The organism is Rhodovulum viride, from assembly GCF_003265965.1.
GTDB classification, from domain to species: domain Bacteria; phylum Pseudomonadota; class Alphaproteobacteria; order Rhodobacterales; family Rhodobacteraceae; genus Rhodovulum; species Rhodovulum kholense.
In genome coordinates this window covers 66,133-89,160 of the sequence record NZ_MUAV01000007.1, presented here as the reverse complement: position 1 = coordinate 89,160, position 23,028 = coordinate 66,133, and the positions used below count along the sequence as shown (strand labels likewise).

At 68.3% G+C, this 23,028-nt stretch carries 22 protein-coding genes and 1 tRNA gene; 8 read left to right on the top strand and 15 right to left on the bottom strand.

Annotation, left to right across the window (positions count from 1 at the left end; translation table 11 throughout):
- Together BYZ73_RS07810 and BYZ73_RS07805 are read right to left on the bottom strand one after the other, a co-directional pair.
- A complete protein-coding gene (locus BYZ73_RS07810) occupies positions 1 to 1,164 on the bottom strand; it encodes a D-alanyl-D-alanine carboxypeptidase family protein (protein ID WP_112315529.1) in 1,164 nt (387 codons plus the stop codon).
- Positions 1,165 to 1,203: 39 nt separating this feature from the next.
- Positions 1,204 to 1,929, bottom strand: a complete 726-nt coding sequence (locus BYZ73_RS07805) for an SPOR domain-containing protein (RefSeq protein WP_112315528.1) — start codon at positions 1,927 to 1,929, stop codon at positions 1,204 to 1,206.
- Positions 1,930 to 2,216: 287 nt separating this feature from the next.
- Between BYZ73_RS07805 and BYZ73_RS07800 the strand changes: the two genes are divergently transcribed.
- Positions 2,217 to 2,304: transfer RNA gene (locus BYZ73_RS07800), tRNA-Ser, on the top strand.
- A gap of 106 nt (positions 2,305 to 2,410) precedes the next feature.
- Here the strand turns inward: BYZ73_RS07800 and BYZ73_RS07795 are convergent.
- The 8 genes from BYZ73_RS07795 to BYZ73_RS07760 form a co-directional block, all read right to left on the bottom strand.
- On the bottom strand, positions 2,411 to 3,316 hold the full coding sequence (locus BYZ73_RS07795) for a hypothetical protein (protein ID WP_181497993.1): 906 nt from the start codon (positions 3,314 to 3,316) through the stop codon (positions 2,411 to 2,413).
- Between the two features lie 77 nt (positions 3,317 to 3,393).
- Positions 3,394 to 3,885 carry a TRAP transporter small permease gene (locus tag BYZ73_RS07790; protein WP_220086806.1) on the bottom strand — a complete coding sequence of 164 codons (492 nt, stop codon included), beginning with the start codon at positions 3,883 to 3,885 and terminating at the stop codon, positions 3,394 to 3,396.
- A 14-nt stretch (positions 3,886 to 3,899) separates the two neighbouring features.
- Positions 3,900 to 4,934 (bottom strand): TRAP transporter substrate-binding protein, encoded by a 1,035-nt coding sequence (locus BYZ73_RS07785; protein ID WP_112315526.1) that lies wholly within the window; start codon positions 4,932 to 4,934, stop codon positions 3,900 to 3,902.
- A 40-nt stretch (positions 4,935 to 4,974) separates the two neighbouring features.
- Positions 4,975 to 6,270 (bottom strand): TRAP transporter large permease, encoded by a 1,296-nt coding sequence (locus tag BYZ73_RS07780; protein ID WP_112315525.1) that lies wholly within the window; start codon positions 6,268 to 6,270, stop codon positions 4,975 to 4,977.
- A 40-nt stretch (positions 6,271 to 6,310) separates the two neighbouring features.
- A complete protein-coding gene (locus tag BYZ73_RS07775; RefSeq protein WP_112315524.1) occupies positions 6,311 to 7,582 on the bottom strand; it encodes a TRAP transporter large permease in 1,272 nt (423 codons plus the stop codon).
- Complete coding sequence (locus BYZ73_RS07770; protein WP_245943084.1) at positions 7,579 to 8,106, bottom strand: TRAP transporter small permease; 528 nt, start codon at positions 8,104 to 8,106, stop codon at positions 7,579 to 7,581. The genes BYZ73_RS07775 and BYZ73_RS07770 overlap by 4 nt, the downstream gene beginning before the upstream one ends.
- A gap of 87 nt (positions 8,107 to 8,193) precedes the next feature.
- Positions 8,194 to 9,192 carry a TRAP transporter substrate-binding protein gene (locus BYZ73_RS07765; protein ID WP_112315522.1) on the bottom strand — a complete coding sequence of 333 codons (999 nt, stop codon included), beginning with the start codon at positions 9,190 to 9,192 and terminating at the stop codon, positions 8,194 to 8,196.
- A gap of 111 nt (positions 9,193 to 9,303) precedes the next feature.
- Positions 9,304 to 10,521, bottom strand: coding sequence for a CaiB/BaiF CoA transferase family protein (locus BYZ73_RS07760; protein WP_112315521.1), 1,218 nt, complete (start codon positions 10,519 to 10,521; stop codon positions 9,304 to 9,306).
- Positions 10,522 to 10,636: 115 nt separating this feature from the next.
- Here BYZ73_RS07760 and BYZ73_RS07755 point away from each other — a divergent pair, with 115 nt between their 5' ends.
- From BYZ73_RS07755 to BYZ73_RS07725, 7 genes are all read left to right on the top strand, one after another.
- Complete coding sequence (locus BYZ73_RS07755; protein ID WP_112315520.1) at positions 10,637 to 11,539, top strand: hydroxymethylglutaryl-CoA lyase; 903 nt, start codon at positions 10,637 to 10,639, stop codon at positions 11,537 to 11,539.
- A gap of 22 nt (positions 11,540 to 11,561) precedes the next feature.
- Entirely contained in the window at positions 11,562 to 12,233 is a 672-nt protein-coding gene (locus BYZ73_RS07750; protein WP_108027426.1) for a GntR family transcriptional regulator, read from the top strand.
- A 226-nt stretch (positions 12,234 to 12,459) separates the two neighbouring features.
- Positions 12,460 to 14,286 (top strand): indolepyruvate ferredoxin oxidoreductase subunit alpha, encoded by a 1,827-nt coding sequence (gene iorA / locus BYZ73_RS07745; protein WP_112315519.1) that lies wholly within the window; start codon positions 12,460 to 12,462, stop codon positions 14,284 to 14,286.
- A gap of 3 nt (positions 14,287 to 14,289) precedes the next feature.
- On the top strand, positions 14,290 to 15,180 hold the full coding sequence (locus BYZ73_RS07740) for a 2-oxoacid:acceptor oxidoreductase family protein (protein WP_112315518.1): 891 nt from the start codon (positions 14,290 to 14,292) through the stop codon (positions 15,178 to 15,180).
- Positions 15,177 to 16,352 carry a 2-oxoacid:acceptor oxidoreductase subunit alpha gene (locus BYZ73_RS07735; protein ID WP_112315517.1) on the top strand — a complete coding sequence of 392 codons (1,176 nt, stop codon included), beginning with the start codon at positions 15,177 to 15,179 and terminating at the stop codon, positions 16,350 to 16,352. Before BYZ73_RS07740 ends, BYZ73_RS07735 begins: the two co-directional genes overlap by 4 nt.
- Positions 16,349 to 17,194 (top strand): thiamine pyrophosphate-dependent enzyme, encoded by an 846-nt coding sequence (locus BYZ73_RS07730; protein WP_112315516.1) that lies wholly within the window; start codon positions 16,349 to 16,351, stop codon positions 17,192 to 17,194. The genes BYZ73_RS07735 and BYZ73_RS07730 overlap by 4 nt, the downstream gene beginning before the upstream one ends.
- A 3-nt stretch (positions 17,195 to 17,197) precedes the next feature.
- Complete coding sequence (locus BYZ73_RS07725) at positions 17,198 to 17,728, top strand: 2-oxoacid:acceptor oxidoreductase family protein (RefSeq protein ID WP_112315515.1); 531 nt, start codon at positions 17,198 to 17,200, stop codon at positions 17,726 to 17,728.
- Positions 17,729 to 17,734: 6 nt separating this feature from the next.
- Here the strand turns inward: BYZ73_RS07725 and BYZ73_RS07720 are convergent, their stop codons facing one another.
- From BYZ73_RS07720 to BYZ73_RS07700, 5 genes are read right to left on the bottom strand one after another with little or no spacing between them, the layout of a single operon-like run.
- Positions 17,735 to 19,669, bottom strand: coding sequence for a 3-hydroxyacyl-CoA dehydrogenase NAD-binding domain-containing protein (locus BYZ73_RS07720; RefSeq protein ID WP_112315514.1), 1,935 nt, complete (start codon positions 19,667 to 19,669; stop codon positions 17,735 to 17,737).
- Between the two features lie 6 nt (positions 19,670 to 19,675).
- A complete protein-coding gene (locus tag BYZ73_RS07715) occupies positions 19,676 to 20,377 on the bottom strand; it encodes an ABC transporter ATP-binding protein (RefSeq protein ID WP_108027433.1) in 702 nt (233 codons plus the stop codon).
- On the bottom strand, positions 20,364 to 21,155 hold the full coding sequence (locus tag BYZ73_RS07710; protein WP_112315513.1) for an ABC transporter ATP-binding protein: 792 nt from the start codon (positions 21,153 to 21,155) through the stop codon (positions 20,364 to 20,366). Before BYZ73_RS07710 ends, BYZ73_RS07715 begins: the two co-directional genes overlap by 14 nt.
- Positions 21,152 to 22,108 carry a branched-chain amino acid ABC transporter permease gene (locus BYZ73_RS07705; RefSeq protein WP_108027435.1) on the bottom strand — a complete coding sequence of 319 codons (957 nt, stop codon included), beginning with the start codon at positions 22,106 to 22,108 and terminating at the stop codon, positions 21,152 to 21,154. The genes BYZ73_RS07710 and BYZ73_RS07705 overlap by 4 nt, the downstream gene beginning before the upstream one ends.
- Before the next feature lie 5 nt (positions 22,109 to 22,113).
- Positions 22,114 to 22,986 carry a branched-chain amino acid ABC transporter permease gene (locus BYZ73_RS07700; protein ID WP_108027436.1) on the bottom strand — a complete coding sequence of 291 codons (873 nt, stop codon included), beginning with the start codon at positions 22,984 to 22,986 and terminating at the stop codon, positions 22,114 to 22,116.
- Between the last annotated feature and the right edge of the window lie 42 nt (positions 22,987 to 23,028).

The following is a 23,028-nucleotide window of genomic DNA, read 5'->3' as shown; positions in this document are numbered from 1 at the left end:
TCAGAGGTCGGCGGCCTTCTTCTCGGCCCAGCGCAGGAACACCTCGGTCGCGGTTCGCAAACGCGGCACGAACCCGCCCCGCGCCACCTCGCGCTCGGCCACCAGCGGCACCCGCAGCGGCTCCATGTCGGGGCGCTGGATCACCAGCTCGCCCAGCTCCTGCCCGGCCTCGATCGGCGCCAGCACCGGATCGTGGAAATGCACCTCGGCATCGACCGTGTCGCGCACCACCGCCGGCAGCAGCACCTCGAGATCGTCCTTGGCGACCAGCCCGACCTTCTCGATCTCGCCCATCCAGACATCGGTTTCGGCCAGACGTTCGCCCCGGCGCAGCACGCCGCGCTGCACGAACTGGCGGAACGCCCAGTTGATGATCCGCTCGCCTTCCTCGGCGCGCTGCTCGGTGCTTTCCAGCCCCGAGATCACGAAGGTCACCCGCCGCCCGTTCTGCAGGGCCGAGCCGACCAGCCCGTAGCCTGCCTCCTGGGTATGGCCGGTCTTCAGCCCGTCGGCGCCGATCCCGAGCTTCAGAAGCGGGTTGCGGTTGAACCGGTTCTGCGGGGCACGGCCGTCAAAGTCGTATTCGCGCTCGCCAAAGAAGCCGTAATATTCGGGGAACTCGTCGATCAGACGCATCGCGAGGATACCCAGATCGTGCATGCTCATCCGCTGGTTCGGATGCGGCCAGCCACTGGCATTGGCGAAGGTCGAATTGGTCATGCCCAGCGCATGGGCGCGCTCGGTCATCAGCCGCGCAAAGGCTTCTTCGGTGCCCGCCAGCCCCTCGGCCACCACCACACAGGCATCGTTGCCCGATTGCACGATGATGCCCTGGATCAGATCCTCGACGGTCGGCCGGTCGCGTTCATTCAGGAACATCGTCGAGCCGCCCATCGACATCGCCTTGGCCGAGACCGAGAACTGGGTCTCGAGCGTCACCCGCCCGTCGCGCAGCGCCTCGAACAGCATGTTCAGGGTCATCAGCTTCGACATCGAGGCGGGCGGCACCGGCTGGTCGGCATTCTTCGACAGGAGCACGGTCCCGGTGGTCTGGTCCACCACATAAGCCGCGCCCGCCCGGGTCTCGAAACTGGCCTCTGCGGGGATGGACAGCGCCATCAGCGCCAGGGCCCCGGCAAGCGCGGACAGGAAGGTCGGTCGCATGGTCACCTCTCGCATTGGGTTCGGCGTCGCACAGATGGGTCAGCGGGTCACGGCATAGGCATCCTTGAAGCCGAGCCCGCGCGCCGCCTCGATCAGCGCCGCCCGGTCGTCCTCGGTCTTAACGGGGCCGGAGACGACACGCCAGAGCGGCCGCCCGCCCGGATCCGGCGCGCGGATTTCGGCCGAAAGCCCGGCCTTGGTCAGACGCGCCGCCGTCTGCTTGGCGCCGTCCGCGCTGTCGACCGTGGCGACCTGCACGAAGCGCCGGGTCAGCGCCGTCGGCGCGCGCTCTGCGTCGTCGTCCTGCGCGGTCGCGGCGGGCTGCGGGTCGGGGGTCCGGCGCAGCGCCGTAACGCTCAGCTCGGTCGGCTGCCCGGCCAGAAGCCCGATCTGCGCTGCCGCATCGGACGACACCTGAAAGCGCGGCCCCGGGCTCTCGCGTTCGCGGCGGAAGAGCGCGCCGACGACCGACTGGCCGGTTGCGGTATTGCGAATGATCACCCGCTCGGGGTCGGTCACGTCGGGATGCGCGATCCAGATCCCGCCCAGCGAGGGGCGCCCGTCCCAGAGCCCGGCCTCTTCGGCCTGAAACACCTCGGGCGCCTCGACATCCTCGCCCGCCGCGCGTTGCACGATCTGCGGCCCGGGCGCATCGCCGGCGCCCTTGCTCCCGAAAAGCCCCACGCCCGCGCCACCCTGACAGCCGGCCAGAATGCCTGTCACCGCCAGCAGGACCGCCATCCGCGCGATCCGGTATCCCTGCATGCATCGCCCCTGTTTCGCGCACGTTTGCCGTGCGGCGTCGTCGTCCTCTGCGCCCGGCCGGCTCCGGCCAACTGCTGGCCGACCGCTGCAAGATCCGCGCGAATCATATCGTCAGAGGCGGTGCAAGGAAAGGCTTGCCCCGACGGGCGCCGCCGTTGCCCGCCCCCGCAGGCCTGCGCGGTCGCGCCCGGCGCACAAGCCTGTTGTCGCGCCCGGCAGTTCCGGCTAAGCCTGACACGGTTTGCCCGGCCCCTCGGTTTCCCTGGAAACCGTACGCTGGCAAGCACGGAAGGGTGGCAGAGTGGTCGATTGCAGTGGTCTTGAAAACCGCCGATGTGCAAGCATCCGTGGGTTCGAATCCCACCCCTTCCGCCATTAAACTCTTATTTTATTGTGAATTTCCAAGATTGGCCCCCACCCACACAAGGCCCCAGATCCGAAGAAGGCTTGATCTTGGTCTGATCGGAGTGCTTCGGGCTGCCTATTTTCGATCTGCGATAAGCTTCGACAGAAGCGAAGGCATGTTTTCCATCAGGACCAGGGCGCATTCCACCGTCTCGCCGATCATGGCTATCTGCAACTGCCCTGCGGGCACTGCCTGATCCCAGAAATAGTTCTGCGTGAGGAAGTCCAGAACGCCCCGCTTGTAGTCGGTGTCGGGGTTTTGCAGGTGGTCGCCCCTGGTTTCCAGAACCACGATCCGCCAAGCGCCTGCGTTACCGCCCGTGGCGAAGATGAAGTCAGGACAAATGCGCCCGCGCTTCCAGCCTTGCAGCGCCATCCTGTGACTGGCTTTGGCTACGTTCCGGTGCCACCACTTCACCGCGCCATCCCCATCCTGGTGCACGGCGACGTTCCGTTCCTCGCCGTTCAACTCGTTTCGGAATACAGGGAAAAACAGGCTGCGGGCCAGCGCGCCGCCATCGGCTCCGGTCAGGTGGGGCAACTTCGCCGGTCGCGTGGTCAGCATGTGGTCGGGCATCTGCCAGTTGTTGCCGTCCAGCCGGAGCCGGAATCGAATGTCACCGGCCTTCACCGCCGCGCGGAACAGGGATTCGGATCGGGCATCGCGTTCCTTGGTCAGGACCACCCGCAGCCGGTCGATGCTCACGCCGGATGCAGCGCCCAGCTTGGCCGCGTCGAAGCCGCGCGCTTCCAGACCCTTCACCAGATCCGCGACGATCCCCCGCGCCACGAAGGGGTTGGGCACCAGATCGGAAAACACCCGCACCGCGCAAGTGGGGTCAAATTGCAGGGATTCAGCCGCCGCCGCGACAACCTCGCCCGGGACATACTCATCGTCCCCTGCGTCGGTCAGGGCGATGCGCTGCAGCTGCGCCGCCACCTGTGCGGGATTGTCCGCTATGTCAGCCACCACATCCGCCACCCTTTGCGCGACGGTTCAGGGGCCCGGCCCGCAGTGCATCGACGGGGCGCCGGATTTTACGGCGGCCGCAGCCTTCGTTACCCCAACTGATCCGGCGGATCGTCCCGAAAAGCGTCGATCAGGTCGAACAGGAACTGCAACGCCAGCGTGCCGAACCCGAGCGGCAGGAGCGCATAAGGCAGGACCATCGGCGTGCCGAAGCTCGACGAGACCCGTTCGCCATAGTCCCAGGCCTGCTCTGCCATCAGCGCGCCGCGCCAGGTCAGGATGCCCGCGAAGGCGATGCCGGTCATCGCGACGACGGCGCGTGCCGCGCGGCGGAGTGCGGGCGCGGCATTTTCGACGAAGAAGGTGATGCGGATATGGCTGTCGGTGCGCTGGACATCGGCCGCGACCATGACCGCGACATAGATCAGCAGGAAGGTGTTGACCTCCAGCGACCAAGAGGTGGGCGCCGCGAAGGCGTAACGCTGGATCGCGTCATAGCAGATCGTCACCACGATGAAGACCAGCACCAGCTGCCCCACGATCCGGGTGCCCTGAACCATGCGGGTGAAGACCTGTCTCACGGCGCCCTCCCCGCTCAGCCGGCCTGGCCGGTGGCCAGCGCGATGGCGCGGTGGCCGGTCTCTTCGCCGACATCCGCGATCCAGGCCGCGCGCACCTCTTCGGCGGCGGCGTCGAGCGCGGCGAGATCCTCGCCGGTCGGATCGGTCACCTCGATCCCGGCCGCCTCGATGGCGGGCCAGTAATCGTCGCGGTAGATCACCTCGTTGGCCTCCTTCGCGCCATTGGCGTCGAACCAGTCGGCCGCGGTCTCGAAGGCCGCGCGCACCTCGTCACCCATCTTTTCCCAGCGCTGCGGCGTGACGAAAAGCCCGATGCCGAAGCCGGTGATCGGCAGGCGGTAGACATGGTGCAGCTGTTCCTGAAGCGAGCGGCCGATGATGGTCGAGATATTGGCCACGGCCGCATCGACGGTGCCGCGCTGCAGCCCCAGATACAGCTCGGACGAGGGCAGCCGCACCGCCGCGCCGCCGAAGCCCTCGATCACCTTGGTGCCCTCGAAGCTGACGACGCGGACCTTCTTGCCCTTCACGTCGGCGATGGACCGGATCGGGGCGCCCGCGCTTGACCAGAGGTATTCGGGCTCGAGCACATTGCCCATCATCGAGACCATGTAGAGGTCTTCCCTGGCGAGTTCTTCGTTGATCAGGTCGAACAGCGGGCTGCCCTTCCTCAGGCGGTCGGGGTTCTCGTACAGCGCCTCGATCACGCCTGGCAGGCCGGTGATGCCCAAGATCGGCACCGAGCGGGTGATGTAGCTTGTGGTGTGGAACATGAAGTCGATGGTGCCGGCCCTCAGCGCCGCCAGCTGTTCGTCGGCCTTCAGCAGCTTGCCGCTGTCGTAATAGTCGACATCGACCGCGTCGCTTGCGTTCAGCCGCTCGACGAAGCCGGCCGAGCCGAAGGACAGCGCGCGGTAGCTGGGCGGCAGGTAGCTGACGCCGGTCAGCCGGGTCGCGGCCAGCGCGGGTCCGCCGGTCGCGCCCAGAAAGGCACCGGCCCCCATCAGCGCCGTGCCGGTCTTCAGGAAAGTGCGTCTCGTCTGGGTCATCTCTGGGTTCCTCCCCTTTGGTATCCTGACATGAAACGGGTCACAGAAGTCCGGGCAGCCAGAGGCTCAGCCCCGGAAACAGCACGAAGATCATCAGCATCACGAACTGGACCGCCACGAAGGGCAGCACCGCGCGGACGATCTCTTCGACGCTGAGCATCGGGCAGACCCCGCGCAGCGCATAGAGGTTCAGCCCGACCGGCGGGGTCACCACCGCGATCTCGAGGTTCATCACGAGGATGATGCCGAACCAGAGCGGGTCATAGCCCAGCGCCAGGATCAGCGGCAGAAGGATCGGCGTCGTCACCACGATCAGCGACACCGCGTCGACCAGCATGCCCAGCAGCACGAGGGCCAGCATCAGCACCACGAGGATCGCCCAGTCGGGCAGGCTGGTCGCGGTCAGCCGCTCGGTCACGATCTCGGGGACGCGCACGAGGTTGAGGTAGTCGCCGAAGATCTTGGCGCAGCCGATGATCAGCAGGATCGTGCAGGAGACCTTGACAGAAGAGGCCAGGATCTGGGCGAAGCTGCGCAAGCTCAGCGTGCGGAACACCAAGGCCGCGATCAGGAAGGCGCCAGCGGCGCCGAAGGCGGCGGCTTCGGAGGGCGTGGCAATGCCCTTGTAGATCGCGCCCAGCACGATCACCACCAGCAGCAGCGCATGCCAGATACCGCCCAGCGCGCGCAGCATCTCGGCCGGGCGGGGCGGCGGGCCGTTTTCGCGGGGCGCCTGGTCGGGATGGCGGCGAACGCGGATGTAGATGTAAAGCGACAGCGCCCCGGCCAGCGCCAGTCCCGGAACGATGCCCCCGACGAAGAGCGCGCCGACCGAGACGCCCGAGACCGCGCCGTAGATGATGAAGGGCACCGAGGGCGGGATCAGCATCGCGAGCGCGCCCGACGAGACTACCGCACCCGCCGCGAGCCCGCGCGAATAGCCGCGTTCCAGCATCTGCGGCACCGCGATCGAGCCCACGGCGGCGACGCCCGCCACCGACACGCCCGAAACCGCTCCGAACAGCGCCGAAGCCCCCACCGTGGCGATGGCGAGCCCGCCCCGAAGCCAGTAAAGCCAGATCGCCGCGGCGCGGAAGAGGTTGGTGCCGACCGGCGTCGCGGACAGCAGGTTGCCCATCAGGATGAACAGCGGCAGCGCGATCAGCTCGAAGGAATTGAGCTGGCCGAAGATCGAGGTCGGCGCGAAGAAGAAGGCCAACGGCCCCCGCGCCATCCACAGGCCCAGAAGGCCGCTGGCGCCGAGCGCCAGGAAGATCGGCGCGCCCATGCCGATCAGGCCGATCAGCAGGACCACCACGAGGACGGGTTCGATCATCGGGCGGGCCCTTTCGGTTCGAAGTCGGTCGTCATGCGCGTCACAATCCGTAGGGGATCAGCAGGGCCAGCCCCGGCAGGGCGCACATCACCACCGCGATCAGCAGCATCAGCAGGACGAAGGGCGTGACGCCCCGGATCACGGTGCCGATCCCGGTCCGGGCAATCGCCTGGATGACAAAGAGGTTCAGTCCGACCGGCGGCGTGATCAGCGCGATCTCGATCAGCAAGACGAAATAGACGCCAAACCAGACCGGATCGATGCCGAAGCCCAACACCGTCGGCAACAGCACCGGCACCATGATCAGCAGCATCGACATGCTTTCAAGGAAGAGCCCGACGAACAGCAGGATGGCCGAGACGATCAGCAGGAAGACCCAGCGGCTGTCGCCCGCGACCGAGAACATCTCGGCGACTTCGGCCGGGATCTGGTAAAGCGTGATCGCGCGACCGAAGATCTTGGCGCCGACGACGATCAGGAAGATCACCGAAGTCGTCATCACCGAATCCCTCAGCGCGGCCAGGAAATCCTGCCAGCTCAGCGAGCGCTGCAGCACCGTGATCAGCAGCGCGGCCGTGGCCCCGATGCCCGAGGCCTCGGTCGGCGTGAAGGCGCCCGAATAGATCCCGCCCAGCATCAGCACCGCCAGAAGCGCGGTCGGCAGGGCGCGGCGGCTGGCGCTCAGGCGCTCGGACCAGCTGGCCTTCTCGGCCCGCGTGGCCCGGTTACCCAGCGTGGCCGCGACCACCGCATAGAGGCCGAAGACGAGGATCAGCGCCAGACCGGGGCCGATCCCGGCGAGGAAGAGCTTGCCGATGCTTTCCTCGGCGATGACGCCGTAGACGATCAGCGGCACCGAAGGCGGGATCAGGATGCCCAGCGTGCCGCCCGCGGCCAGCAGGCCCAGCGTGAACGAGGTGCCATAGCCGCGCCGGATCATCTCGGGGATGGCGACGGTGCCGACGGTCGCGGCGGTCGTGACCGAACTGCCCGAGATCGCCGCGAAGATCCCGCAGGACAGCAGCGCCGCGATGCCGAGGCCGCCGGGGAAATGACCGACCCAGCTTTGCAGCGCCACGAAGAGATCGCGCCCGACCCCGCCTCGCAGCAGGATGTTCGACATGAACAGGAACAGCGGCACCGCGATCAGCACGAAATCGTTGACGCCGCCAAAGAGGTTCGCGGGGATCAGCGCCAGCGGCAGCCCCTTCAGCACGATCAGCAGCGTCCCCAGCGAGGCCAGCCCGAACGCGACCGGCAGCCCGGTCAGCAACAGCGCGATCAGCCCGACGATGATCAGAACCGGGGTCATGCACTATCCCTTTCGCCGGGCAGGTCGCCCGCGTCGCCATGGCCGAAATCGGGCGCGGGCCGCAGCCAGAGCCGCGCCGCATCGGCGAAGGCCTGCAGCGACAGCAGCGCGAAGCCGATCACCACCGGCGCCTCGACGATCCATTGCGGCAGTTGCAGCATGCTGGCGGTGCGCCGCCCCATGGCGATGCTTTCCAGCATCTCGCCCCAGCAGAGCCAGACCGCCATCGCCGAGAACCCGCCGATGACCACCAGCGAGAACAGCTCGATCAGCCGGGCCGCGGTCGGGCTGCGGCCGCCGATCAGCGCGGTGATCCGGATCATCCGCCGCTGCCGCAGGCTTTGCGCCATGGCGACGAAGGTCAGCCACAGCAAAAGCGTGGTCGCCACATCCGAGGTCCAGCGCGTGGGAGCGTGCAGCACATAGCGTGCCAGCGCCTCATAGGTGACCATCGCGCAGATCGCGACGAGCGCCAGATCGGCGCCTCGTCCGGCGATGGCAGACAGCGAATCGACGGCCCGCAACAGGGCAGGTCCATCCAGGCGTTCCGGGACCCGCGAAGGGTCCCGGGGCGGCGGCGCGTGCGTGCCTTCGGTCATGGCGGAGCGCGATCAGTACAGCGCGCGGATGTCGTCGACGAGCTGCTGTCCGGTGGCGCCTGCATCCTTGATGAAGATGTCGATGGCGGGCGCGGAGGCCTTCTGCCATTGCGCGATCTCTTCCGGGGTCAGCTCGGTCACCGTCGCATTGCCGGTCTCGACCAGCCAGGCCGCGGCCTCCTCGTTCTGCTGCCGGGTCTTGGCGCGCAGGTCGGCCTCGGCCCGATGGGCGGCCTCGTCGACCCAGGCGCGTTCCTGATCGCTGAGCCCGTCATAGGTCGCCGGGTTGATCACCACGATGAACTCGGCCAGCGAATGGTTGGTCATGGTGACGTGGTCCATCACCTCGTAAAGCTTGCGCGACTTGACGGCGGTGGTGCCGCTCATGCCGATATCGACGGTGCCGCGCTGATAGGCCATGAACTGTTCCGATCCGCCCATGACGACGGGTGTGCCGCCGACGGCCTCGATGAAATCGCCCACGGGTTTGCCGAGCGCGCGCACGAGCTTGCCCTTCATGTCGGCGGGCGTGCGGATCGGGTGGTCCTTCGACAGGATCTGGACGGGCCCGTAATCCTGCCACCACAGCACCTTGGTCCCGGTCTCGCCGATCAGCCGGTCGAAGGTCTGGCGCACCGGACTTTCGGGCGCGGCGGCCTTGGCCAGCACCTCGTAGCTCGGAAACAGGAACGGCTCGCTGAAGATGCCCGCGGCAGGCACGGTGCCCGAATATTCGTCGGCCAGCACGACCCCCATGTCGATGGCGCCGCTCGCGACCGCCTTCGGCACCTCGCTGCCCTTGAAAAGCTGGGCGCTGTCGTAGATCTCGACCTTGATCTCGCCGCCCGAAAGCTCTTCGAGCGCCTCCTTGAAGGTCACGACATTGGCGCCGATCGGGTGATCGACGGACACCTGAACGGTCGCGCGCAGGGTCTTGTCGGCCAGTGCCTGCCCGGTCGAGCCCGCCAGCGCGCTTCCCGCCAGCAGGGCGGCCATAATATAGGGTTTCATGGTAATCCTCCCAGGATGTGCCGGCTCCTCGACCGGCAAATGGTGGACGGTCGGTGCCGCCCAATGTCTCCCGCGCGCCCCTCCTCCGGAGCGCGGGAGCCTGTCAGAACGTCAGATCACGCCCTCCGCGCGCAGCCGGTCCAGCCGGTCGGGCGACAGCCCCAGATCGTTCAGCAGGATGTCGTCGGTATGCTCGCCCAGTTCGGGACCGGCATGGCGGATCTCGCCCGGCGTGTCCGACAGGCGCGGCGCCACGTTCTGCATCTTGATCGAGCCGAAATCGCGATGCGGCAGCTCGACGATGGCCTCGCGCGCCTTGAAATGCGGGTCGTCCAGCATCTCGGCCGCGCTGTAGATCAGCCCGCAGGGCACGCCGTTCTCGTGCAGCGTCTCTTCCAGCGGCTTCAGATCCAGCGTGCGGGTCCAGTCGTTGATCAGGCTGTCGAGTTCGGTCATGTGGGTGCCGCGCGCCGAATGGGTGGCATAGCGCGGGTCCTCGGCCAGTTCGGGCCGGCCCATCGCCGCGGCGAGCCTGCGGAACACCGTGTCCTGATTGGCCGCGATCAGCAGCAGCTTGCCGTCGCGGGTCTCGAACACGTTCGAGGGCGAGACATTGGGCAGCGTCGCGCCGGTCCGCTCGCGGACATAGCCCGCGACATGATATTCGCTGACGGTGCTTTCCATCATCGCCAGCACCGCCTCGTAGATGGCGCTGTCGACGACCTGGCCCTGGCCGGTCCGCTCGCGGGCATGCAGCGCCATCAGCGCGCCCATGCAGGCATAGACCGCCGCCAGTTCGTCGCCGATCGAGATCCCCATCCGGCTGGGCGGGGTCGAGGGGTCGCCCACCACATAGCGCAGGCCCCCCATCGCCTCGCCGATGGCGCCATAGCCCGCGCGGCGCGAATAAGGGCCGGTCTGGCCAAAGCCGGTGACGCGGACCATGATCAGCCGCGGATTGATCTTCTTCAGATCCTCATAGCCGAGGTTCCAGCGCTCCATCGTGCCGGGGCGGAAATTCTCGATCAGGATATCGGTCGAGCGGATCAGGTCGCGCACGATCTCCTGGCCCTCTTCGGTGCGCAGGTTCAGCGTCAGCGATTTCTTGTTGCGTGCCACGATGGGCCACCAGAGCGACTTGCCATAGGGCTTTTCCTGCCCCCAGACCCGCAACGGATCGCCGAGGCCGGGCTGTTCGCACTTGATCACCTCGGCGCCGAAATCGGCCAGCAACTGCCCGCAGAACGGCCCCGCCAGAAGCTGCCCCATTTCCAGCACGCGGACATCGTTCAGCGGCCCGCGTCGCGCGGCCGTTTCTTCGCTTGGCATTGGTCTTCCCTCTCCCTTGTCGCGGCGCAGCATGCCATGCCTCGACTCTCCTTGTGAATAATGTATACAAATCTGAAAGAGGGTCTCAACGGATTTCTTGCCCGGGGAGGGGAAAATGAAGGATGTCGTTGAAATTGTGGATGTCACGTTGCGAGATGGCATTCAAAACGAGAAGACGTTTCTTGATCTGGATACAAAAAAGCGCATGCTGGCCGCGATCATCGACGCCGGAGCAACCCGGATCGAGATCACCAGCTTCGTCAATCCCGCGCGGGTGCCGCAGATGGCCGATGCCGAGGCCCTGTGCGCCGATCTGCCCCGCGAAGGGCTGCGCCATATCGGTCTGGTGCTGAACCATCGCGGCTTCGCGCGCGCGCTGGAGGCCGGGCTCGACGAGGTGAATTATGCCATCGTGCTCAGCGACACGTTCAGCCAGCGCAATCAGGGCATGACCACCGCCGAGGGCGTCGCGCTCTGGCACCGCCTCGCGGCCGAAACCCGGGGCCGGGTCGGCACCAATGTCACCCTGGCCGCCGCCTTCGGTTGCCCGTTCGAGGGGGAGGTTCCGGTGGCGCGGATGATCGAGGTGCTCGAGCAGGTGATGGAGGCCGCGCCCGACGAGCTGACGCTGGCCGACACCATCGGCGTGGCCACCCCCCGCGACATCGAGGACCGCGTGGGCGCGGTGCGTGCGCGGTTTCCCGACCTGCCGATCCGGCTGCATCTGCACAACACCCGCAATACCGGGCTCGCCAATGCCTGGGCCGGGTATTGCGCCGGGGTGCGGTCCTTCGATGCCTCGCTGGGCGGCGTCGGCGGCTGCCCCTTCGCGCCGCGCGCGACCGGCAACCTGCCGACCGAGGATCTGGTTTACATGTTCGAGCGCTCGGGTATTGCAACCGGATACGATCTCGACCGGGCAATAGCAGGGGCGAAGGCGCTCGAGGTGGCCCTGGGCCATCCGGTTCCGGGGATGCTGATGAAGGCGGGCGGCTTCCCGGCCCCCGCCGGGATCTGAGCGCGACGAAACGGGGGGAAGAATGGCACGGGCAGAGGATGGCGGCGAACGGCTCGGCGCGGCCGAACTGGCCTATCGGGCGATCCGCAAGCGGATCTTCTCGGGCCACTATGCCGAGAACGAGCGCGTCACCGAGGCCGAATTCGCGGAAAGCCTCGCCATGTCGCGCACCCCGGTGCGCGAGGCGGTCAAGCGGCTGATCCTCGAGGGTCTGCTGACCCGCGAGGCCGGGCCCGGGCTGCGCGTGGTGGGACTGGGCGCGGACGAGATCGAACAGATCTTCGCGATGCGCCTGCTGCTTGAATCCTACGCCGCGCGCCGCGCCGCGGGCTTTGCCAGCGCCGGGGAACGCGCGCAGCTGGCCGACCTCGCCCTGCAGATGCAGGCCCATGTGCCGCCGCGAAACGATGCCGATTACGAGGCCATCACCGAGGCCAACCGCGCCTTTCACCAGCTGATCCTGACCGCCGCGCGCTCGCCCCGGCTGGAGGCGATGCTGTCGCTCGTCGTCAATCTCGGGCTCGTCTCGCTGACCTTCAAAAGCTACGACGAAGCCGCGATCCGGCGCTCGGCCGCGCATCACAAGGAAATCGCCGAGGCGATCCTCGCGGGCGATGCCGACTGGGCGGGGGCTGCGATGCAGACCCATCTGCATGCGGCCACGGCCGCCGCGCGCCGGAATTTCGGGTCCTGAGCCTTCGGGATTTGGGCCTTCGGGACCGCCGCAGGGCCGCGTGTGACATCACGTCCGGCCCGCGGCCCGCGGGCGGCTTGCCCCAGATCAAGGACCGCGCCGTCGTCCGCACCGAGGATTGCCATACCAAAACTGCTGCGGCAATCCGCGCTTTGTACGAAAATTGCCCAAAGACTAGAAGCTGGGCAATTTTGTGCAATTCCGCGCGCGACACAGGACGACGCCAATGACACATGCCCTCCGGCAGGGTGCCGACGAGCCTCTTGGCGCGGGACAGTCCCGCCCGATGACCGGCAACGAAGCCATCGCCCGCGGCGTCTGGGAGGCCGGCGCCAGGGTCGCCGCAGCCTATCCCGGCACGCCCTCGACCGAGATCCTGGAAAGCCTCGCGGCCTATCCCGCCGCCGACATCCACGCCCAGTGGTCGACCAACGAGAAGACCGCGATGGACGTGGCCATCGGCGCCTCCTTCGCGGGCGCGCGCGCCTTCACCGCGATGAAGCATGTCGGCATGAACGTCGCGGCCGATGCGCTGATGTCGTTTTCCTATATCGGGGTCAATGGCGGGCTGGTGGTCGCGGTCTGCGACGATCCGGGCATCCATTCCTCGCAGAACGAGCAGGACAGCCGGATCTATGCCCGCTTCGCCCAGGTGCCGGTGCTGGAGCCCTCGGACGGGCAGGAGGCGCTCGAGTTCACCCGGACGGCCTTCGACCTGTCCGAAGAATACGACTGTCCGGTCTTCGTGCGCTCGACCACGCGGCTGTCGCATACCCGAAGCGCGGTGACCCTGGGCGCGCGCCAGACACCCGCCGCCCGCGTCTTCGAGGACAATCCCCGCAAGAACGTGATGATCCCGGCCCATGCCCGGATGCGCCACGGCCATGTGCTGGCGCGCGAGGCGCGGCTGCGCGAGGCCCTGTCGGACAGCCCCCTGAACCGGGTCGAGCCGGGCAATGCGCGGGTCGGCATCATCACCTCGGGCATCCCCTATACCTATGTGAAGGAATGCCTGCCCGACGTCTCGGTGCTGAAGCTCGGCGTCACCTGGCCCCTGCCCGACCGGCTGATCCGCGAGTTCTGCGAAGGCGTCGAGCGGGTGATCGTGGTCGAGGAACTGGAACCCCTGATCGAGGACGCGTTGAAGGCAATGGGGATCGCCTGCGACGGCAAGGCCTTCTTCCCGCGCGAGGGCGAATTCTCGCCCGAGATCGTCCATGACGGGCTGGCGAAGGCCGGGCTGATGCCCGCGCGGGTCCATGCGGCGCCTTTCGAATTCGCGCCGATGGTGCGCCCGCCGGTCCTCTGCGCGGGTTGCCCGCATGTGGCCTGCTTCATGGCGCTGGGCGCGCTCGATGCGCGGGTCGCGGGCGATATCGGCTGCTATACGCTGGCCGTGGTCGAGCCGCTGAAGTCGATGGATACCTGCGTCTCGATGGGGTCGAGCATCGCCAATGCGATCGGCATGGCCAAGGCCGGAACGGAAACCCGGCCGATCGTCGCCACCATCGGCGACTCGACCTTCCTGCATTCGGGCATCCCGCCCCTGATTGACGCGATCTACAACGATGCCGACATCACCGTCTTCATCCTCGACAACCACATCACCGCGATGACCGGCGGGCAGGACCATCCCGGCACCGGCCGCACCCTGCGCGGCGATCCCGCGCCGCGCGTCGATTTCTTCGCGCTGGTCAAGGCGCTGGGCGTGCGCTGGGTGCAGAAGGTCGACAGCTACGACACCGCCTCGATGCAGCGGCAGTTGCGCGAGGCGGTCGCGCACAAGGGCGTGTCGGTGGTGATTTCCGACCGGCCCTGCGTGCTGGACCCGGTGCGGATCAAGGGTCCGGCAATGGCGGTCGATCAGGACAGCTGCATCGCCTGCCAGGCCTGCATGAACCTCGGCTGCCCGGCCATCACCTGGGCCGAGGGCTGGCACGAGGGCCGCCACAAGGTGCGGATCGACCCCGAGGCCTGCATCGGCTGCAGCCTGTGCGCGCAGCTTTGCGCCTCGCATTCGATCAAGCCCGCCGACATCGCCGAACAGGTCTGAGCCATGGACAAGCGCAACCGGACGACAAACGTTCTGATCGTCGGCGTCGGCGGACAGGGCGTCATCATGGTCTCGAAGGTGCTGGCCCAGCTGTGCCAGGAGGCCGGCCATGACGTGAAGCAAAGCGAGGTCCACGGCATGGCCAAGCGCGGCGGCGGCGTCTTCAGCCATGTCCGCTTCGGGGCCAAGGTCTGGTCGCCGACCATCCCCGAGGGCGAGGTCGACATCCTTGTCGCGCTGGAATGGGCCGAGGGCCTGCGCTGGATCCGGCATCTCAAGCCCGAGACCGGCACCTTCATCGCCGATTGCCAGAGGATCGTGCCGCCCTTCGCCTGCCGCAGCCGCAAGCGCGGGGCCGAGCCCGCCTATGCGCCCCAGACCCCCGAAGAGATCATCGACCAGGTCCATGCGGGCTATGTGATGGACGCGACCGGCCTTGCAGCCAATCTGGGCAATGCGCGGGCCGCCAATACCGTGCTGCTGGGCGCGCTGTCGACCGCGCTCGATTTCCCCGAAGAGGCCTGGGCGCAGGTCATCGCCGCCACCGTCCCGCCCAAATCGGTTCAGATCAACGCCCGGGCCTTCGCCGAGGGCCGGGTCTGGGCGCTGGGCGGGACCAAGCGGATCGACGTCACCGCCAGCGGGCTGCAGAAATCCCGCGCCGAGGTGCATCACCCGCAGGTCGAGACCGTGGTCGAGATCACCGCCGACTGGTGCAAGGGCTGCGACATCTGCGTGAAAAGCTGCCCCGAACGCTGCCTGCGGCTGAACGACCAGCTCAAGGCCGAACTGGCGCTGCCCGATCTGTGCACCGGCTGCCAGCTGTGTTCCTGGCTGTGCCCCGACATGGCGATTTCCGTCACCAATACGCCCGTTCAGGAGGCCGCGTCATGACCGCCCCGTCCCTCGCTGCTGCGCCGCCCGCCCTGACCGGCCGCCGCAACCTGGAAGGCAACGAAGCCTGTGCCCTGGGCGCGATCCGGGCCGGATGCCGGTTCTTCGCGGGCTATCCGATCACGCCCTCGTCCGAGGTGGCCGAGACCATGGCCCGCGAGCTGCCGAAAGTCGGCGGCACCTTCATCCAGATGGAGGACGAGATCGCCTCGATGGGCGCGGTGATCGGCGCCTCGATGGGGGGCGTGACGGCGATGACCGCGACCTCGGGTCCGGGGTTTTCGCTGAAACAGGAAAACCTCGGCTATGCCTGCGGCGCCGAGATCCCCTGCGTGATCGTCAATGTGATGCGGGGCGGGCCCTCGACCGGGATGCCCACGCGCCCGGCGCAGGGCGACATCCTGCAGGCACGCTGGGGCACCCATGGCGACCATGCGGTGATCGTGCTGGCCCCGGCCTCGGTCGGCGAGGCCTATTCCGAGACGATCCGCGCGGTCGAGCTGTCGGAAACTCTGCGGGTGCCGGTCGTGGTGCTGCTGGACGAGGTGATCGGCCATCTAACCGAAACCGTCGATCTGGGTGCCGTGCCCGAGACGCCCGGGATCGCCCGGCCCTTCGCCACCGGCCCGCGCGAAGGCTTCCTGCCCTATGCCGAAACCGCCGATCTGGTGCCGCCGATGCCGCGCCCGGGCGACGGCTATCGCAGCCATTGCACCGGCCTGACCCACGGCCCGGACGGCTTTCCGACCCAGACCCCCGCCATCGCCGCCGCCGCGCTGACCCGAACGACCGACAAGCTGGTCCTGCACCGCGCCCGGATCGAAAGCTGGCGCGAGCAGGCGACCGAGGATGCCGATCTGCTGATCGTCGCCATCGGCATTTCCGCCCGCGCCGCGCGGCAGGCGGTGAAGGATTTGCGCGCCGAGGGGCTGAAGGTGGGGCTGTTCCGGCCGGTCACGCTCTGGCCCTTCCCCGAAACGCCGCTGCGCGAGGCGGTGGCGGCGGCGGGCACGCGCAAGGTTCTGGTGCCCGAGATGAACCAGGGCCAGCTGGTGCTGGAGGTCGAGAGGGTGCTGGCGGGCCGGGCCGAGGTCGCCGGGCTGTCCCGCATCGATGGCGAGACCCTGACCCCGGACGAGATCGCCGGGGCGGCGCGGGAGGCGCTGAAATGAAGGACACCAAGACCGAAAGCGCCGCGAGCTTCGATGTCAACGACTACCTGCGGCAGGACCGGATGCCGCATTTCCTCTGTCCCGGCTGCGGTCATGGCATCGCACTGCGGGCGCTGCTCTGGGCGGTGCATGAGCAAGGCATCCCGAAGGACCGACTGGCGGTCGTCTCGGGCATCGGCTGTTCGGGGCGCTTGTCCGCCTATATCGACGCCAATACCTTCCACACCACCCACGGTCGGCCGCTGACCTTCGCCACCGGGCTCAAGCTTGCGCGGCCCGACCTGCATGTCATCGTCATCACCGGCGACGGCGACTGTCTGGCCATCGGCGGCAACCATCTGATCCATGCCTGCCGCCGCAATCTCGACATCACCTGCGTGATGCTGAACAACGAGATCTACGGCATGACCGGCGGACAGGTCTCGCCGATGACGGCCGAGGGGCGGTTCACCACCACGACGCCCGAGGGCAATACCGAGCCCAATTTCGATGCCTGCGCGCTGGCCGCCGCGGCCGGGGCCAGCTTTGTCGGGCGCGAGGTGACGGCGCAGGTGCTGGCCCTGAAGACGCTGCTGGGACAGGCCATCGCGCATGAGGGCTTTTCCTTCGTCGAGGTGCTGTCGGACTGCACCGAGATCTATGGCCGCAAGAACGATCTTGGCGCCTCGCCCGAGATGATGCTGGCCAAGAAAAGCGCGATGCGACCCTATGCCTATCGCAACACGGTCGATGTGCCGTTCCGGCCGAACGCGCTGCGGACCGGCGTCCTGACCCGGACCGACCGGCCCGAATACGGCGCCGCCTGGCGCGCCATGGCCGCCCGTATCCGCGAGGAGGAGTAAGCGATGGAGATCCGTTTCAGCGGCAGCGGCGGGCAGGGGCTTTTGCTGTCGGCGCGTATCCTTGCCGCGGCGCTGACCGAGGCCGGGCTGACCGTCGCGCAGTCGAACGCCTACGAGCCCGTCTCGCGCGGGGGGCTGTCGCGGTCCGATCTGGTGATCGGCGAGGGCGAGGCGGATTATCCGCTGGCCCGGCGGCTCGACGTGCTGCTGATCCTCGACGAGGCGGCGGCCACGGTCTCGACCGGGCTTCTGACCCCGGCCTCGCTGGTCCTGTGCGACGCCGAACGGGTGACGACGCCCCCGCAGGGGCCGTTCCGCACGCTCTGCCTGCCCTTCACCGAGACCGCGCGCACCCTCGGCAACCCCCGCGTGACGAATATCGTCGCGCTCGGCGCGCTGACCGCGCAGGCGTCCATCTGCCCGCCCGAGCAACTGCTGGCCGCAATCGTCGCCCAGACCCCTGCCCGGTTCGAGCGGCTGAATCGCGAGGCCTTCGCGGCGGGGCTGGCGATGGGCGCGACCGAACCGGCCTGAGGCCGCTCAGCCCCGGCCGGTCCAGTGCATCGGCCCGCCCTTGCCGCGCGGGAACCCATAGCCGTGGATCTCGACCAGATCGATCTCGGCCGCGCTGTCGGCGATCCCTTCCCCAAGGATCGTCGCACCCTCGTCGGCCATGGCGCCGACCAGCCTCTCGGCAATCGCTTCGGGCGCGGGCACCTCGCCCCCGGCGATCCGGTCTGCCAGAAGCCGCGCAACCGCGTCCGAGGCGACCGGCCTGCGGCTGCCCTCGGGATAGTCGTACCAGCCGCCCCCGGTCTTCTGGCCCTTGCGCCCGGCGCGGACGAGGAGGTCGGCCAGCGTTTCGGGCACATCCCGGCCCTCGGCACGGGCCGCCTCGCGTTGCAGGAAGGCGATGTCGAGCCCGCCCAGATCCTGCGCCTCGAACGGCCCCATCCGGAAACCGAAGTCGCGCATCGCGGCATCGACCCCCGCCACCGGCACGCCCTCGGCCAGCAGATCCTCGGCCGCCGCGCGATAGCGTTTCAGGATGCGGTTGCCGATGAAGCCCTCGCAGATCCCGGCCCGGACCGGCATCTTGCCAAGCCGCCGCGCCAGATCGAAGGCCGTCGCCAGAACCTCGGGCGCGGTGCCGGGCAGCGGCACAATCTCCAGCAGCTTCATCACATGGGCCGGGCTGAAGAAATGCAGTCCGATCAGGCGCTCGGGCGCGGGCATCCCCTCGGCGAGACAGCGCGGGTCGAGATAGGAGGTATTGGTGGCCAGGATCGCGTCGGGGCGGCAGACCCGGGCCAGGTCGTCAAAGACCGCCCGCTTGACCGCCAGATCCTCGAAAACCGCCTCGATAGCCAGATCGACATGGCCCAGCGCCGCATAGTCGTCGGTGCAGACCAGCCCGTCCGACAACGCCCCGGCCTCGGCCCCGGTCAGCTTGCCGCGCGCGGCCGCGCCCACGAAGATACGCGAAACGGCGGCATGGGCGCGGGCGGCGGCACCGGCGTCGCGCTCGATCAGCGTCACCGGCATCCCCGCCATGCGGAAGGCCGCGGCGATGCCCGCCCCCATGGTCCCGCCACCGACCACCCCGACCGAGCCGATACCGCGCGGCGCGACACCCTTCAGCGCGGCGGGACGAAGCGCCGCGCGTTCGGCAAAGAAGACATGGCGCAGCGCCGCCGCCTCGGGACTGTCGCGCAGCGCGAGGAACGTGGCGCGCTCGAAAGCCATCGCCTCGTCGAAGGGCAGTTCGGTCGCCTTGCGCACCGCCTCGAGCGCCCGAAGCGGTGCCGTCTCGCCCGATTTTTCCAGCCGCGCGCGGCTTTCGGCCCAGTAGCCGTCGGGCCGGGTCTCGACAGGGCGGGCCGAGACCGGCTCGGGCAACGGCCCGCCGATCATCGAGGCGGTGTAAGAAACCGCCGCACCGCGCAGATCGCCCGTGACCATCGCATCGACCAGCCCCAGCCGCAGAGCCTCGGACGCGGGCACGGGCTTGCCCGAGGTGACCATCTCGACCGCAGCCTCGACGCCCGCGAGGCGGGGCGTGCGCACCGTGCCCGAGGCGCCCGGAATGACGCCCAGACCAACCTCGGGGAAACCCACCCGCGCCTCGGCATCGATCAACCGGAACCGGCAGCCAAGGGCGATTTCCAGCCCGCCCCCCAGCGCCGCGCCGTGAATGGCGGCGGTCCAGGGCTTGGCGGCGGCCTCGATCCGGGCGACCAGATCGGGCAGGTGCGGCGCGACCGGCGGCAGGCCGAATTCCTTGACATCGGCCCCGGCGATGAAGCTGCGCCCGGCGCAGACCAGCACCACGGCGCGAATCTCGGGGTCGGCATCGAGCGTCTCGACCGCCTCCCAAAGCGCGCGGCGCACCTCGGCCGAGATCGCGTTGACGGGCGGGTTGTCGAGGGTCGCGACGGCAATTTCGCCCTCGCGGTCGATGGTCAGTACGGACATGTCGGATCAGATCCCCAGATAGGCTTCGCGAATGCGCGGATCGGCGATCAGCGCCTCGGCCGGCCCCTCCATCGCGATCCGCCCGGTTTCCATCACATAGCCCCGGTCGGCGACCTTCAACGCCCCGAAGGCATTCTGTTCGACCAGCAGCACGGTCACCCCCAGCGCCTTGAGCCCGGTGACCACGTCAAAGATCTGCTGCACCAGCAGCGGCGCCAGACCCATCGAGGGCTCGTCAAGCAGCAGGCAGGCGGGGCGCCCCATCAGCGCGCGGGCGATGGCCAGCATCTGCTGTTGCCCGCCCGACAGCCCACCGGCGGCCAGGTTGCGTTTCTCGCGCAGCACCGGGAACAGGGCGAAGGCCTCGTCCATGTCGCGGGCCACGCGGTCGTCGTCGTAAAGAAAGGCGCCAAGCCGCAGGTTTTCCTCGACCGAGAGATTGGTGAAGATCTGCCGCCCCTCGGGCGAATGCGCCAGCCCGTGGCGCAGCCGCTTGTGCGGGGGCGTGGTCACATAGGTCTCGCCGCGAAAGACGACGCGGCCATCGGTGATCGGCTGGATGCCCGACAGACAGCGCAGAAGCGTGGTCTTGCCCGCGCCGTTCGCGCCGACGACGGTGACGATCTCGCCCGAATTCACGGTCAGGTCGATGCCATGCAGCACCTCGATCCGGCCATAGCGCGCGCGCAGGTTCTCAACCGTCAGCATGGGCGGCCCCCTCGACTGCGACGGGCGCGCCCAGATAGGCGGCGATCACATCGGGGTGACGGCTGACCGTAGCCGGGTCGCCCTCGGCGATCTTCTCGCCATGGTCGAGCACCACGATATGGGTCGATATCCGCATCACCAGCTTCATGTCATGCTCGACCAGCAGGATGGCGATGCCCGATTGTGCCATCCCGGCGATCAGGCGGTCGATTTCCTCGGTCTCGACCGCGTTGCAGCCCGCGGCCGGTTCGTCCAGCAGCAAAAGCCGCGGTGCGGTCGCCAGCGCCCGGGCGATTTCCAGCCGCTTGAGCGCGCCGTAGGACAGCTCGCCCGCCTCGCGGTCGGCCGCGCGGTCAAGCCCGACCCGGGCCAGCAGATCGCGCGCGCCGTCAAGCGCCCCGGCCGACCGGCGGCGCGCGCCCGGCAGCGCCAGCAGGTCGGCCAGCAAGGCCCCGCGTTCGCGCAGATGAAACCCGGTCGCGGCGTTTTCCAGCACGCTCATCGCCGGAAAGATCTGCAGGTTCTGGAAGGTGCGCGAAAGACCACGGCGTGCCAGAAGATGCGGCGCCATGCCGGTCACGTCCTCGCCGTCAAGCCGCACCCTTCCCGCGCCGGGCAGATAGACGCCCGAGATCATGTTGAACAGCGTGGTCTTGCCCGCCCCGTTCGGCCCGATGATCGACACGATCTCGCCCGGCGCGACAGTCAGGCCCACATCATGGACGGCGCGCACGCCGCCGAACGCGATGCCCAGCCCCTCGACCGACAGAAGGCTCATTCGCCCCTCCCCCTCAGCTTGCGCGCCAGCGACGGGATCAGCCCCTCGGGCAGGAAGATCATGACAAGGATCATCACCGCGCCCAGCACCATCTGTTCGTAGTCGGCAAAGACCGTCAGCACCTGCGGCAGCAGCGTCAGGATCACCGCGCCGAAGATCGCGCCGATGACCGAGCCGACGCCGCCCAGCACCGCCATGGTGACCATCTCGATCGAATGCATGAAGCCCGCCACATCGGGCGTGATGAACCGGTTCTGCATCGCCAGCAGAGAGCCCGCGACCGAGGCATAGACCGCCGAAATGGTGAAGGCCTGCAGCTTCAGTCGCGCGACGTCGATGCCGACGGTCCGCGCCGCCACCTCGGACCCGTGCAGCGCGCGGAGCGCCCGGCCGGTCGGGCTGGCCTGCAGGTTCAGCGCGGCCCAGGCGCCGATCAACAGGCAGAGCCCGCAGCACCAGTACCAGAATTCGCCCCCGGTCAGCTTGAGACCCAGATCCTTCAGGAGATCGCGCAGCCCCGGATCGGGCACCGGCATGCCGTCGGGCCCGCCCGTCAAGGCGCGTTCGTTGCTGAGCACCATGGCGACGAGGATGCCGAAGCCGAGGCTTGCCACGGCCAGGTAATAGCCCTTGAGCCTGAGGATCGGGCGGCCGACGAGCCAGGCCACCGCGGCCGAGACGAGGGCGCCGAGGACCACCGCCAGCAGCGGATGCAGCCCCAGATGCCCGGGCGCCAGTGCCGAGGCATAGGCGCCGATCCCGGCGAACCCGGCATGGCCGAGGCTGATCTGCCCGGCATAGCCCGTCAGGATCACGATGCCGATCACCGCCAGCCCGTTGACGAAGATCAGCGCGCCCACCCGGAAGTAGTAGCCCGAAGGAAAGAACAGCGGCAAAAGCGCGATCAGCAGGAAGAGGATCAGAAGCTGGGTCCATTTCGCGGAAAGGCGCATGCCGGTCACACCCTCTCGGTCCCGGCGCGGCCGAAAAGGCCCTGCGGCATGGCGAACAGGACGCCGAGGATGACCACGAAAGCCACCGCCTCCTTGTATTGCGAACTGACATAGCCCGCCGTCAGCGCCTCGAAGAGCCCCAGCAGCAGCCCGCCCGCCAGCGCCCCCTTGGGATTGCCCATGCCGCCCAGCATCGCAGCGGCGAAGCCCTTCAGCGCAAGGCCGACGCCCACATCGTAGCTGACCAGCGTGATCGGGGTGACCAGCACGCCCGCCAGCGCGCCGATCGCGGCCGACAACCCGAAGGCCAGCGTCATCACCCAGCCGGTATTGATGCCCACAAGCTGCGCCGCCGTCCGGTTGTTCGAGGTCGCCAGCACCGCCTTGCCGGTCAGAGTGCGGGTGAAGAAGGCCCAGAGCCCGACGAAGACCGCCAGCGCCCCGCCGATCACCCAGAGGCTTTGCGGCAGGATTGTCGCGCCCATGACCCGGATCGGATCGTCGCCCGAAAAGGCCGGCAGCCCGTGCAACTGCTTGTCGAAGATCAGCTGGGCCGCGCCCCGGATCAGGATCGAGGCGCCGATGGTGATGATGATGACCGACACCACCGGCGCGCCGCGCGCGGGCTCGATGGCCAGCCGGTTCAGCGCGACCCCCAGCGCCGCGGTTGCCAGGATCGCCCCCAGCGCCGCCAGCGGCAGCGGCAGGCCGGCCAGATGCGCGAAGACGGTGATCATGCCCCCCAGCATGACGAATTCGCCCTGGGCGAAGTTCACCACGTCGGAGGCGTTGTAGATGATGGTGAAGCCGAGAGCGACCAGCGCATAGACCGCGCCGACCGTCACCCCGGAAAAGACAAACTGCATCAGCGCGTCCATGGACGTCTCCGTGCCTCGGGCGTTCGGGGAAGGGGGCGGCGC